Source organism: Sphingomonas zeae, assembly GCF_014197135.1.
Taxonomy (GTDB): domain Bacteria; phylum Pseudomonadota; class Alphaproteobacteria; order Sphingomonadales; family Sphingomonadaceae; genus Sphingomonas; species Sphingomonas zeae.
Map to the genome: position 1 here is coordinate 139,813 of NZ_JACIFA010000008.1, position 12,932 is coordinate 152,744.

The 12,932-nt window shown below is 67.1% G+C and carries 14 protein-coding genes; 10 read left to right on the forward strand and 4 right to left on the reverse strand.

Annotated features, from left to right (window positions below; translation table 11 throughout):
- Positions 1-64: 64 nt before the first annotated feature.
- Positions 65-802, reverse strand: coding sequence for a bifunctional 2-polyprenyl-6-hydroxyphenol methylase/3-demethylubiquinol 3-O-methyltransferase UbiG (gene ubiG, locus GGR45_RS13165; RefSeq protein WP_175311214.1), 738 nt, complete (start codon positions 800-802; stop codon positions 65-67).
- Between the two features lie 54 nt (positions 803-856).
- Between ubiG and GGR45_RS13170 the strand changes: the two genes are divergently transcribed.
- The 10 genes from GGR45_RS13170 (at position 857) to pal (ending at position 9,708) form a co-directional block, all read left to right on the forward strand.
- Positions 857-2,107 carry an aspartate kinase gene (locus tag GGR45_RS13170; RefSeq protein WP_175311215.1) on the forward strand — a complete coding sequence of 417 codons (1,251 nt, stop codon included), beginning with the start codon at positions 857-859 and terminating at the stop codon, positions 2,105-2,107.
- A gap of 318 nt (positions 2,108-2,425) precedes the next feature.
- Positions 2,426-3,463, forward strand: coding sequence for an NAD(P)H-dependent flavin oxidoreductase (locus tag GGR45_RS13175; protein ID WP_175311216.1), 1,038 nt, complete (start codon positions 2,426-2,428; stop codon positions 3,461-3,463).
- A 236-nt stretch (positions 3,464-3,699) separates the two neighbouring features.
- On the forward strand, positions 3,700-4,497 hold the full coding sequence (locus GGR45_RS13180) for a hypothetical protein (protein WP_175311217.1): 798 nt from the start codon (positions 3,700-3,702) through the stop codon (positions 4,495-4,497).
- 183 nt (positions 4,498-4,680) lie between these two features.
- Positions 4,681-5,151, forward strand: a complete 471-nt coding sequence (locus tag GGR45_RS13185) for a YbgC/FadM family acyl-CoA thioesterase (RefSeq protein ID WP_175311218.1) — start codon at positions 4,681-4,683, stop codon at positions 5,149-5,151.
- Positions 5,148-5,840: a protein TolQ gene (tolQ, locus tag GGR45_RS13190; RefSeq protein ID WP_175311219.1), complete on the forward strand. Its 693-nt coding sequence runs from the start codon at positions 5,148-5,150 to the stop codon at positions 5,838-5,840. The genes GGR45_RS13185 and tolQ overlap by 4 nt, the downstream gene beginning before the upstream one ends.
- A gap of 13 nt (positions 5,841-5,853) precedes the next feature.
- Entirely contained in the window at positions 5,854-6,312 is a 459-nt protein-coding gene (tolR, locus tag GGR45_RS13195) for a protein TolR (RefSeq protein ID WP_175311220.1), read from the forward strand.
- On the forward strand, positions 6,312-7,307 hold the full coding sequence (locus tag GGR45_RS13200) for a cell envelope integrity TolA family protein (protein ID WP_175311221.1): 996 nt from the start codon (positions 6,312-6,314) through the stop codon (positions 7,305-7,307). The genes tolR and GGR45_RS13200 overlap by 1 nt, the downstream gene beginning before the upstream one ends.
- 80 nt (positions 7,308-7,387) lie before the next feature.
- Positions 7,388-7,708, forward strand: coding sequence for a hypothetical protein (locus GGR45_RS13205; protein ID WP_175311222.1), 321 nt, complete (start codon positions 7,388-7,390; stop codon positions 7,706-7,708).
- A gap of 11 nt (positions 7,709-7,719) precedes the next feature.
- On the forward strand, positions 7,720-9,138 hold the full coding sequence (gene tolB / locus GGR45_RS13210; RefSeq protein ID WP_175311223.1) for a Tol-Pal system beta propeller repeat protein TolB: 1,419 nt from the start codon (positions 7,720-7,722) through the stop codon (positions 9,136-9,138).
- 45 nt (positions 9,139-9,183) lie between these two features.
- Positions 9,184-9,708 carry a peptidoglycan-associated lipoprotein Pal gene (gene pal, locus GGR45_RS13215; RefSeq protein ID WP_175311224.1) on the forward strand — a complete coding sequence of 175 codons (525 nt, stop codon included), beginning with the start codon at positions 9,184-9,186 and terminating at the stop codon, positions 9,706-9,708.
- 152 nt (positions 9,709-9,860) lie between these two features.
- Here the strand turns inward: pal and GGR45_RS13220 are convergent, their stop codons facing one another.
- Genes GGR45_RS13220 through GGR45_RS13230 form a run of 3 tightly spaced genes read right to left on the reverse strand, consistent with a single transcriptional unit; the run spans position 9,861 to position 12,896 of the window.
- Positions 9,861-10,721: a S1/P1 nuclease gene (locus GGR45_RS13220; RefSeq protein ID WP_175311225.1), complete on the reverse strand. Its 861-nt coding sequence runs from the start codon at positions 10,719-10,721 to the stop codon at positions 9,861-9,863.
- An 11-nt stretch (positions 10,722-10,732) separates the two neighbouring features.
- On the reverse strand, positions 10,733-11,659 hold the full coding sequence (locus tag GGR45_RS13225; protein ID WP_175311226.1) for an isoaspartyl peptidase/L-asparaginase family protein: 927 nt from the start codon (positions 11,657-11,659) through the stop codon (positions 10,733-10,735).
- Between the two features lie 43 nt (positions 11,660-11,702).
- The gene (locus tag GGR45_RS13230) at positions 11,703-12,896 is read right to left on the reverse strand and encodes an acyltransferase family protein (protein ID WP_175311227.1); all 1,194 of its coding nucleotides are present in this window, start codon (positions 12,894-12,896) and stop codon (positions 11,703-11,705) included.
- Positions 12,897-12,932: the final 36 nt, after the last annotated feature.

Genomic DNA, 12,932 nt, shown 5'->3' on the forward strand with positions numbered 1-12,932 from the left:
CGACAGGCGTAGGTCTTGCGGAAGCGCCCCACCCCCGGCCCGTCCCCTGAAGGGGAGGGGAGATTTAGCGGGTCGCGGTCACGAAATAGTCGAGCGCGGTCGAATCGCTGACCATGAAGCCCTTGGTCGGCGAATAGCTCAGGCCCCGCACGTCGCGCACCGTCAGCCCCGCCCCGGTCAGCAGCGCGGTCAGTTCGTCCGGCGTCAGGAATTTCGACCAGTCATGCGTGCCCTTGGGAATCGCCCCCGACCCTTCGGCCAGCGTGATGAGCGCCAGCTTGGACAGCGGCGTGCGGTTGGGCGTCGACAGGATCATCAGGCCGCCCGGCGCCAGGGCATCGGCCAGTCCGCGTACGAAGCGCGCCGGATCGGCGACATGCTCGATCACCTCCAGCGAGGTGACGAGGTCGAACGTCTCGCCCGACAGCCCTTCGACGCTGCCCGCACGGTAATGGATCTCCAGCCCCGACTGGGCAGCATGGGCGGCGGCGACCGCGACATTTTCCGGCGCGGCATCCAGCCCCGTCACCTCTGCGCCCAGCCGCGCCAGCGGCTCGCACAGCAACCCCGCGCCGCAGCCGACATCCAGCGCGCGCTTGCCCTTCAGCGGGATGAATCCCTGGCCATCGGCATTCCAATGCAGGTCGATCTGCTCGCGAATATAGCGCAGACGCGGCGGATTGAGTCGGTGAAGCATCGCGCTCGACCCCTTGGGGTCCCACCAGTCGGCGGCCATCTTTCCGAAATGTGCGGCTTCGGTCCCAATAATGGTAGAATCGTTCAAATGGCTTGCGTTCGTCATGGGCGCTACCTATCAGGGCCGCCGTTTTACCCCAAGGAGATTGGCAAAAACCGCATGGCCCGTATCGTGATGAAGTTCGGCGGCACCTCGATGGCCGGAATCGAGCGCATCCGCAACGTGGCGGCGCGGGTCAAACGCGAGGTGGAGGCGGGCCATCAGGTCGCGGTCGTCGTCTCCGCGATGGCGGGGGAGACCGACCGGCTGGTCGGTTTCTGTCGCGAGGCCTCGTCGCTCTACGATCCCCAGGAATATGACGTCGTCGTCTCGGCGGGCGAACAGATCACCAGCGGCTTGCTGGCGATCACGCTCCAGGCGATGGGCGTGCCCGCCCGTTCGTGGCTGGGTTGGCAGCTGCCGATCCATACCGACACGGCGTTCGCGAAGGCGCGGATCGGCGAGATCGACACCAGCGCGCTCGACGAGAGTCTGGCGGCGGGCGTGGTCGCGGTGATCCCCGGCTTCCAGGGCGTGGCCGAGGGCAACCGGGTCACGACCTTGGGTCGCGGCGGATCGGACACCAGCGCGGTTGCGGTCGCGGCGGCGATGAAGGCGGAGCGGTGCGACATCTACACCGATGTCGACGGCGTCTATACGACCGACCCGCGCATCGTGCCCCGCGCGCGCAAGCTGTCGAAAGTCACCTATGAGGAGATGCTGGAACTCGCCAGCGTCGGCGCCAAGGTGCTCCAGACCCGCTCGGTCGGGCTGGCGATGAAGGAACAGGTGCGCGTGCGAGTGCTCAGCTCGTTCGACGACGCACGGGACGAAGACGGACATCGCGGCACGTTGATCGTGGGCGAAGAGGAAATCGACGATATGGAACGCCAGCTCATCACCGGCATCGCGCATGACAAGAACGAAGCCAAGATCACCCTGACCGCCGTGCCCGACCGGCCCGGCGCGGTGGGTTCGATCTTCGCGCCGCTCGCGGACGCCGGGATCAATGTGGACATGATCGTCCAGAACATCGCGCATTCGACCGGGTCCACCGACGTGACCTTCACCGTGCCCTCGGCCGACCTGGCACGCAGCCTGGACGTGCTGGAAAAGGCGAGCGGCGAGATCGGCTATGGCAATCTGGTCCACGACACGCGGGTTGCCAAGATCTCGGTGGTGGGCGTGGGCATGCGCAGCCATGCGGGCGTTGCGTCGACCATGTTCCAGACGCTGGGCGCGCGCGGGATCAATATCCTCGCCATCACTACCTCGGAGATCAAGGTCAGCGTGCTGATCGAAGAGGATTACACCGAACTCGCGGTGCGTGTCCTGCACACTGCCTATGGCCTGGACGCCGAAGCGGCTTAAGTGCTTTCCCCTCCTCGGGCTCGGTTCGGGGAGGGGTTCGTTTGGTTCGCGCGAAGCCGCGAAGCCGCGAAGCCGCGAAGCCGCGAAGACGCGAAGCGTATTCAAAAAGATTTGTTCGCGCAGAGGCGCGGAGGGCGCAGAGAGGGCGTGTACAGCCACTGGCCGTGTCCTCCAGCAACGGCCTGTCGAAGACCAGTTTGCGCTGCCGCGCGCGAAACATCTCTGCGTCCTCTGCGCGAACCAACTCATCTTCGCGGCATCGCGGCTTCGCGTGAACCAAATCTTGCCGTCCGCCCCGCTCCACGGCATGGAGCAAAGATGACCGACACCCATACCACCACCACCGGCGAACAGCGTCTCGCCACCCGCATGGCGCGCGGCGCGGAGTTCCTGGGCGCCGACATGGCGATCATGGCGGGCGCCATGTCCTGGGTGTCGGAGCGCAATCTCGTTTCCGCCATGTCGAACGCGGGCGGCTTCGGCGTGATCGCGTGCGGCGCGATGACGCCCGAGCTGCTCGATACCGAGATCGCCGCGACCAAGGCGATGACCACGCGGCCCTTCGGCGTGAACCTGATCACCATGCACCCGCAGCTGTTCGACCTGATCGCGGTGTGCGGCCGTCACCAGGTCGGCCATGTCGTGCTGGCCGGCGGCCTGCCCCCCAAGGGCGCGCTGGAGGCGATCAAGGACACCGGCGCCAAGGTCATCTGTTTCGCCCCCGCCTTGTCGCTGGCCAAGAAGCTGATCCGCTCGGGCGTCGATGCGCTGGTGATCGAGGGGATGGAGGCGGGCGGCCATATTGGCCCGGTCTCGACCAGCGTGCTGGCGCAGGAGATGTTGCCCGAGATCGCCACCCAGGTCCCCGTCTTCGTGGCGGGCGGCATCGGCCGGGGTGAGGCGATCGCCGGTTATCTCGACATGGGTGCGGCGGGCGTCCAACTCGGCACGCGCTTCGTCTGCGCGACCGAATCGATCGCGCACCCCAATTTCAAGAAGGCGTTCATCCGCGCCTCGGCCCGCGACGCGGTGGCGAGCGTGCAGATCGACCCGCGCCTGCCGGTCATTCCGGTCCGCGCGCTGAAGAATGCGGGCGGCGAGCTGTTCACCGCCAAGCAGCGCGAAGTCGCCCAGTCGCTCGACGAGGGCAGGGTCGCAATGGCCGAAGCGCAGCTTCAGATCGAACATTACTGGGCCGGTGCGCTGCGCCGCGCGGTGATCGAGGGCGATGTCGAGCATGGCTCGGTCATGGCGGGCCAGTCGGTCGGCATGGTCACCAAGGAAGAACCGATCGCCGATATCCTGGCCCAGCTGATGGCCGAGGCTGCCGCCGCGCTGGTCGCGCGCGCGGCCTGATCCTCCCCGATACGGGGAGGTGACAGGCCGGACGCCTGACGGAGGGAGCTTCCTCCTAGGGCGTCCTTAGCGGCGAGCCCCTCCCCCATGCTTCGCATGGTCCCCCTCTCCGTGCCGGGAGGATTTCCGACCCTCGGACATACGCCTCGTTTCATCGCAGGAGTTACGACGCGTTAACCCTGATTCGGCATGACGTCGGTTAACGGCCGGGGGCGGGTTTTCCGAGGATCAGGGTTATGGCGAAGTTGCGTTTGGTGTCGGGTGTAGCGATCGGCCTGTCTCTCGCGGGATGCGCCGCGCGGGAGACGGCCAAGGTGGCGCCGCCGCCGGTCATGGTCCCGGCCCCGCCGCAATATGTTCGCGCGCCGATGCCCGCCGGTGCGACGCCGGGAATGCGCATTCCCGCGCTGCTGCCCGATGGCAATTACGCGACCCCCAACCGCTCGCTGACCAGCGCCGCCACCGTCTGGCACCTGCGTTCGGGGCTGAACGTCGCCGCGCTCGCCTGTCGCGGTCCGGACGAGGGGCAGATCGTCACCCGTTACAACACGATGCTGACGGTACAGCGGATCGAGCTGGCGGCGGCGGAGAAGCGCTATTCGGCGGAATATCAGGCGCAGGGCGGCGACTGGCGCGACAGCTATGACGATGCGATGACCCGGCTCTACAACTTTTTCTCGATCACGCCGGTTCGCAAGACCTTCTGCGCCGCCGCCGACGAAGTGCTCGCCGATATCAGCACCGCGCCGACCACCGCTTTCGACATGAAGGCCGCCGAGCGGCTCGAAAAGCTCAACGCGCCCTTCATCGCCTTCTTCCGCGCCTATGACGCATGGCGGGCAGGAACGATGGTGCCGGTGAAGCAGGGCGTCGCCCCGCTGACCATCGCGAGCAGCGCGGCCCCTGCGGTCGCTCCCGCAAGCGCGCCCAGCGGCCCTGTGCTGTCGAGCCAGCCGGTGCCCGCCGCCAAGCCCTATACCCCGCCGGTCATTAACCCGCCCTCGCTGAAGGTCGATCCGGCCGCGATCCAGTAAGCGCGGAGCGGCTCGGCCCGCGATCGAGAATGGCGATTCGCCGATCGACGCAGGCTCGTCCATTCGTCCCTTCGCGCGCGGTTCGTCGCGGCCTCGCGTCACCAACGGGTATCGTCAGACCAGAGGTAACAGGGGCGCAAGTGCCTTCCTTCCCCCCGACGGATAGGTTAACGGGCACTCACCATGACGGTGACGGGAGACCACCAGCTGATCGGCGGCCGCTTCGAGGGACATGAGCATCGCTTTGCGGTGCGTGTCTATTTCGAGGATACCGACCTGTCGGGCGTGGTCTATCACGCCAATTATCTGCGTTATATGGAGCGCGCCCGCTCCGACATGCTGCGGATCGCCGGGATCGACCAGCGCGCCGCGCATGAGGCGGGGCAGGGCGCCTATGCCGTCACCGACATCGCCATCCGCTATGCCGCCTCCGCCCGGCTCGACGACGATCTGGTCGTTACATCCAGACTGATCGAGGTGAGTGCGGTTCGCGTCGTCATTCATCAGACAGTCAGGTGCGGGGCGGTCAAGCTGACCGACGCGCGCGTGACCGTCGCGTGGGTCGGCCCGAACGGTCGCCCGCGTCGGCAGCCCGCCGACTGGATCGCCATCTACCAACGCCTTGTCTGGCAAGGGGACACCCAACACCCATGAATCCCGTCTTCAACATGGATGCCGCCAGTTTGTCGCCCGTCGCCTTGTTCATCCACGCCGACTGGGTGGTGAAGCTGGTGATGATCGGCCTGCTGCTCGCCAGCATCTGGACCTGGACGATCATCGTCGCCTTTTCGCGCAAGCTGGCGCGCACCAAGAAGGGCATGGTCCGGTTCGAACGCGATTTCTGGAAGGCCGAGGATATCGATGCCTTTCACCGGATGGAGCAGGACAATGAACTGCCCTCGGCGCGGGTCTTTTCGGCGGGGGTGCAGGAATGGCGGCGTTCGACGGCGGGGGGGCATATCGACCGCGACGGCACGCGCGAGCGGCTGGCCACCGCGATGGGATCGGCGGTCGCGGGTGAGATCGACAAGCTCTCCGACCGACTGAACGTGCTGGCGACGGTCGGCTCGGTCGCGCCGTTCGTCGGGCTGTTCGGCACCGTCTGGGGCATCATGCGCAGCTTCACCGGCATCGCGCAGGCGCAGAACACCTCGCTGGCGGTCGTCGCACCGGGCATTTCGGAGGCGCTGTTCGCCACCGCGATCGGCCTGTTCGCCGCCATCCCGGCGGTGATCGCCTATAACCGGTTCAGCCATGGCGTGAACCGGGTCGAGGCGTCGCTCAACCGCTTCGCCGACGGGTTCCATACGACGCTCAGCCGCCAGCTCGATCAGGCGCGTTGAAGGGATCGCCGCCATGGCCATGAACCTCCCCTCCCGCTCCGGTCGGGGCCGCCGCGCGCCGATGGCGGACATCAACGTCACGCCCTTGGTCGACGTGATGCTGGTGCTGCTGATCATCTTCATGGTGACGGCGCCGCTCCTGACGACGGGCGTGCCGGTCAACCTGCCCGACAGCCGCGCCAAGGCGCTGGATCAGGAGCAGAGGCCCGAACAGATTGCGATCGACGAACAGGGGCGGATGTTCCTGAACGACGATGAGATCACCGAGGCCGACCTGCCCGCCAAACTCGACGCCATCGCCGCGCGCAAGGGTCCCGACGGACAGGTGCCGCAAGTCTATCTGCGCGCCGACCGGGCGCTGGATTATGGCCGGGTGATGCGGGTGATGGGTGAGCTGAACCGCGCCGGGTTGAACCGCGTGTCGCTGGTCACCGTGGAAGGTGGCGCGGGCGAGGGGGCGAGCGCCCGCTGATGGAGCGTGGGGAACGGATCGGGCTGGCGATCGCGGTCGCAGGACATATCGTCCTGTTCGGCTTGTTGTCGGTCGGCTTTCTGTCGACGCCGAACCCGGAAAAGCTGAAGGTCACGCCGATCGACATCTCGCTGGTCAAGGATGTCGCGCTGGACGCCGCGTCGCCCACACCCAACCAGCAGGCCGCCCAATCGATCGCCCCCGAAGAGGGCGCGCCCGAGGACGCCGCCCCGCCCGAACCGGTCGAGGCCGAGCCGGAACCCCAGCCCGCGCCGCCGCCCCCGGCGCCGCAACCCAAGCCCCAGCCCAAGCCGCAGCCGAAACCCGAACCGGCCAAGCCCGAGCCGCGCCCGGAACCCAAGCCCCGGCCCAAGCCCGTGGAAAAGCCCCGGCCGCAGCCCCAGCCGAAACCAAAGCCCGCACCCGCCAAACCGGCCCCGGCCAAGCCGGTCCGCGAGGCCAAGCCCGCACCTGCGCGCCCGACCCGGTCGGAAGCCAAGCCTGCGGCAGCCCCCAAGCCAGCCACCCCGGCGCGGGGCAGCGGCAAGAGCGAGACGGCGACCACGACCAAGCCGCGCGGTTCGCATCTGGGTTCGGATTTCCTGAAGGGCCTGTCGCCCGATCCGTCGCCGTCCAAGTCGCAGGCCGCTCCGGCGGCGAAGATGGGTGCCGCGGAAGCCAGCAATATCGCGTCGGCAATCAAGCGGCAGGTTCAACCCTGCGCCAATCGACAGGTCAATCCCGGACCGGGTGCCGAGCGCATCCGGGTGAAGATCAACCTGCATATCAACCCGGACGGCAGCCTGGCCGCCGAGCCGCGCGTTACCGGACATACGGGCGTCGACGGCGATAACGAACGCTATGTCGACCGTGTCGATGCGTTGGCCATCGCGACTTTCAAGGGCTGTTCGCCACTGCGTGGCCTGCCGAAGGAACTCTATGACGTTCCCAATGGCTGGCGCAATTTCACCCTGATCTACAAGCTGCCGGGTTGAGCATGATGGTTTCGGCTCCCCCGTCGCAGACCCAGGTGGCCCCCGCCCCGGCGACGAGCGCGTCGTCCAAGGCGGCTCACATGCAAGCGGCCGAGGCGGCGACGTTGGTGCTTCGGCAGGTTCGCCCCTGCGTCCAGCAGGTCGTCAATCCCGGCCCCGGTGCGGAACGGATTCGGGTGACGCTGCGTCTCCATTACAATCGCGACGGTATGCTCGCCGCGACGCCGGTGATTCTGGGGCATAGTGGCGTGGACGCGGGCAATGCGGCTTATGTCGCGCGGCTCAACGATCAGCTCACGACGGTTTTCAGAAACCGTCCATTACGCGACATGCCCCCGGCGCTTTATGGAGCGCCGGGCGGCTGGAGCGACTTTACTCTTCGTTTCAGACTTCCGGGTTGAGGATCATGTTTATGCCCCGTTCCCTGCTGACCCTGCCGCTCACGCTGGCACTGGCCGCCAGCGCCGTGGGGGCGCAGGACGTGCCCGCGCCTGCTCCTCAGGATCAGGCGGCGGCGCCCGCTCCCGCCGCCGGGCAGCAGCCTGGCGCTGCGCCCGCCAATGGCCAGGAAGGGCTGGTCGTCGATGTCGAGGGCGGCATTTCCGCGCCGATGCCGATCGCGATTCCCGCCATGCCGACCAGCGCGGTGGTGCAGACCCCGGCGGGCACGACCGATGTGGTCGGGCAGAAACTGTCCGAGATCATCGCCAACGACCTGCGCAATTCGGGGCTGTTCACGCCCGTTCCACCAGCGCAGCTGCGCACCGTGTCCTTCCCGGAAGTGACCGCGCCCGCTTTCGACTATTGGAACGGCACCGGCGCGCAGGCGCTGGTCCAGGGCTATGTCCGCGCCAATGGCGACGGGACGCTGACGGTCGGCTGCTATCTCTATGACGTGTTGGCGCGCAGCGAACTGGCGCGGCAGGGCTTTGTCGTGTCGCCAAGCGACTGGCGGCGCGCGGCGCATAAGTGCGCCGACACCATCTATACCAAGCTGACCGGCGAAGGCCCCTATTTCGACAGCCGCATCACCTATGTCTCGGAAACCGGGCCGAAGGCGCACCGGATCAAGCGGCTGGCGATCATGGACCAGGACGGCGCGAATCACCGTTTCCTGACCAACGGCCAGTCGATCGTGCTGACCCCGCGCTTCGCGCCGAACCAGCAGTCGATCGTCTATATGTCCTATATCGACAAGCGGCCCGCCATCTATGTCTATGACATCGGCACCGGGCGCCAGCGTCTGGTGGTGCAGAATGCCGCGACGACCTTCGCGCCGCGCTTCTCGCCCGATGGCCGCTGGATCCTGTTCTCGATGGCGCAGGCGGGCAACACCGACATCTATCGCGTGTCGTCGCAGGGCGGCTCGCCGCAACGTCTGACCAATTCGCCGGGCATCGACACCGGGGGCAGCTATTCGCCCGACGGATCGAAGATCGTGTTCGAGAGCGATCGTTCGGGCGGGCAGCAGATTTACGTCATGAACGCCGACGGATCGAACCAGCAGCGGATCAGCTTCGGCGGCGGGCGCTATGCGACCCCGGTGTGGAGCCCGCGCGGCGACCTGATCGCCTTTACCAAGCTGGGCGGTGCGTTCCGCATCGGCATCATGAGCCCGTCGGGCGGCGGCGAGAAATTGCTGACCAACAGCTGGCAGGACGAGGGGCCGAGCTGGTCGCCCAATGGCCGCGTCATCACCTTCCAGCGCTCGACGCAAGGCGCGTCGGGCAAGGCGGATGTGTGGATGGTCGACCTTACGGGCGTGAACGAGCGTCGTATTCCGACGCCGCTCGACGGATCGGACCCGGCCTGGGGGCCGCTGCGCCAATAAGACTGTTTCGGGGGTTCTACCAATCTGTAGGGAGTTGAAAGTCCGATGACCAAGATCAAGACCACGCTCGTCGTCGCCACCATGGCGATCGCCATGGCGGGCTGCGCCAAGAAGCGCCCCGAAGTGCTGCCGCCCGCGCCGGTCAGCCAGGGCACCGGCGTCGATCCCAATGCGGGCGCGAACACCAACCCGGACGGCGCGATCGTCCCCGGCTCGGACGCCGACTTCAAGCGCTCGGTGACGTCGAACACGATCCATTTCGGGCTCGATCAATATGATATCGATCCCGAATCGCGCGCGATCCTGGACAGCCAGGCACAGTGGCTGGCGCGCTATCCCAATGTCCGCATCACCATCGAGGGGCATTGCGACGAGCGTGGTACCCGTGAATATAACCTTGCGCTCGGTGATCGCCGCGCCAATGCGGCCAAGAATTATCTGGCGGCGCGCGGCGTCTCGCCCGAGCGGATGAACGTCATCAGCTATGGCAAGGAACGCCCGATCGCGCTGGGTTCGGACGAAGCCAGCTACGCGCAGAACCGCCGCGCCGTGACGATCGTGTTGAGCTGATAGGAAAAGGCCCGGCTCTCATGAGGAGGGCCGGGCCTGATTTTATGCCCACGCTCCTTTCCGCCTGAGCGAAGTCGAAGGCCACGGTTTTCGCTTTCGGCAAGGTGCGGGGCGTGCACTTCGACGTCGCTCAATGCGAACGGTCGAGGGCGTTACCCGCGAAACGCGCTGTTCAGCAGCTTCGCGAGTCGCAGCCCGCCACGCTTCATCTGCTCGCGCTCGACCGGGGCCATCTCGCGGATCGCGGCTTCATTCATCGTCATATGCGCAGGGGTCGGCTGGCACGGATCGCCGCCCATCGCCGCGGCATAGGCGCGCTTGGCGATCGCCCAATTCTCGCGGCTCCACGCATCCACGTCGCCCGCCGACTCGCGCCGCCGCTCGGCCGCCGGATAGCCGCGGACCAGCTTGGGCGGGGTCGAGATCGCGCGCTCGGCGAGCAGCCCATCCCAGATCGAGTGCAGGTTCAGGCGCGGCGTGCTGTACGCGCCATAATCGACATGGGTGTCGTTGCCGCCCTTGTCGCTCTTGTCGCCCGCATGGAGCGGCTGGTGCAGGTCGCCGACGAAATGGACCAGGAAGGCCAGCGCCATGACCCGGTCCTTTTGCGACGCCCGCTTGTCCTTCAGGATGGCAAGCTGGCGGGGGATCTGGGCCGAGACGCAGTCGCCCGAATCGCAGGCCGGTGGCAGGCGGAAGGGCTGGCAGATGTCGATATTCTGATAGTGCCAGCTATAGGCATAGCCGAAGCGCGACTTGCCGTTTTCGTCCTTCAGCGGCTTGACGCAATCGGGCCAGACGCTGGCCTCCTCGATCGTCCGGACCGGGCAGGTCGGCGTGTCGAGCTGGGCCTGCGCCTTCAAAATCTGGCGAATCTCGGCGCGGGCATGGGGGGTGATGTTGGCCCAGGCGATGGCGGCGACGGTCTCGTGGCCATATTCCCAATAGGCGGCGGCGGGGGAGGGGAGGAACAGGCCCGCCACCATCCCGAACAAGATACGCAAGTGCTTCATGGGCGTGCCTTTTATCCTTCGTCGGCGTAGATCGCCACCTGATGTTCGCCGCCGCTCGTCGCGCGGCCGCGATACATGCCCACCGTCGTCATGCTCCAGGCGATGGTCCCGTCGGGCGCGGCGACGATGGTGCCGCCGGTGCCGCCAAGCGCTCGAACCTCGGCCAGCACGGCATCGGCGGCGGCCTGCACATCCTCGCCGGTGAAGCGGCGGCGCGCGGCGATCTCGTGCCCGACGCCGACGCGGATGAAGACCTCGCCCGATCCGGTGCATGATACGGCACAGGCCCGGTCGTCCGCGAACGTCCCCGCGCCGATCAAAGGCGAGTCGCCGATCCGCCCCCAGCGCTTGCCCGTCACGCCGCCGGTCGAGGTGGCGGCGGCCACATGGCCCTGCCCGTCGCAGGCAACCGCGCCGACCGTGCCGTATTTCATGTCGCTGTCGAAGGCCTCGGCATTGCGCGAGAGCAATTCATCGAGCTGCCGCCGACGCTCGTCGGTATGGAACCAGTGGGGGTCGACCTGTTCCAGCCCCTGTTCCGCCGAGAAGCGATCCGCTCCCGGCCCGGCGAGCAGGACATGGGGGCTTGTCTCCATGACCTTGCGGGCCAGCGACACCGGGTTGCGGGTGCGCGTCACCCCGGCGACCGATCCCGCACGCCGGTCGCGCCCGTCCATGATCGCGGCATCGAGTTCGTTGGTGCCGTCTCGTGTGAAGCAGGCGCCCCGCCCGGCGTTGAAGTGCGGATCATCCTCCAGCACGCGCACCGCCGCCTCGACCGCGTCCAGCGCGCTGCCGCCGCCCGCCAGCACCGCCGATCCGGCCTTGAGCGCGGCGTCCAGCCCGGCGCGCGCGCCTGCATCCTGCTCGGGCGTCAGCACCTCGCGCGTGATCCGGCCCGCGCCGCCATGGATGACCAGCGACCAGCATGGGGACATGGGTGAAACTCCGGGACCGAATGGAAAAACGCCCGCGCCCCTATCAGATCGTGGCTTTTCTGCCATCCCTCAAGACCGAAGGCCGATCAGCAGATTTTGGCCGGAGACCGATCAGGGGACGGAGCCAGCGCACTTCCCGTCCGATAAGATAGAAGGCCCCGCATCCCGCCACCGTCGCCGCCATCAGGATGATCGTGTCGATCCACAGCGGCAGCCCCAGCCCGCGCAAGCCGAAGGCGACCAGGATGATGATCGTCTGGTGGATCAGATAGAAGGGAAAGACCGCCTCGGTCAGTGTCCGCCGCCATGGGTGATCGCGATTCCAGAAACGTTCTGCCACCCCGATCAGGGCGACCACCGCCATCCATCCCTGCACCGCGCGCGCGCCCGCAAAGAGGATGCCCAGCCCCTGCGGCGCGCCCGCCAGCCCCGGCCAGCGCCATTCCAGCCCGCCCGCGATGACATAGCTTGCCAGCGCGATGGCGGCGGCGACCGGCCAGCCCCGACGGAAGCTGTCGAGTACGCGCTCCGACCCCGCCATGCCGAAGCCGAACAGCAGCGCGGGGAAATAGATCGCATGCGCCAGCCAGTCGTCGAGCAGCCCATGCGTCTCCGACTGGCCGGGAAAGAAGCGGATATCGACCAGCAGCAGCCAGATGACGGGCAGCACCGCGCCGCCCCAGCCGCCGAGCACCCGGTCGAACAACGCTTGCGCTGCCCCGGCAAAGCGGTGGCCGACCGCCAGCATTGCCGCCACCGCCATGGTATAGACCCAGAGATAGCCGACGAACCACAGATGGTTCCAGGCGGGCGTCGGCACCACACCACCGACCGCGCGAAAACTCAGCCAGTCGCGCGTCCAGAAGGTCCAATAGGACCCGGCATAGCCATATTTGCTCGCCAGCTCGGCCCAGATCTGGGGCGGCACCAGCACGCAGACACCGAAAGCCAGCGGCACCAGCAACCGGATGCTGCGCCCGCGCGCGAAGCCCAAGATCGTGGGATGCCGCGCCGCCAGCGCGCGGGTGGCATAACCCGACACGACGAAGATCAGCATCAACCGCCAAGGATTGCTCGCCAGCATCGGGATCGCGACCCAGGGCCGGCTCGCCAGCTGCACATGAAAGCCCCAGGGCACGAAGACCATGCCGATATGGTACAGGATCAGGATGGCGAAGGCGCCGATCCGCAACCAGTCTAGGCCGTAATGGCGGGGGATGGAGGCGGCAGCGGTCATTCTGGAGGTCTGGTACAGCACTGACTTTGAACCGCA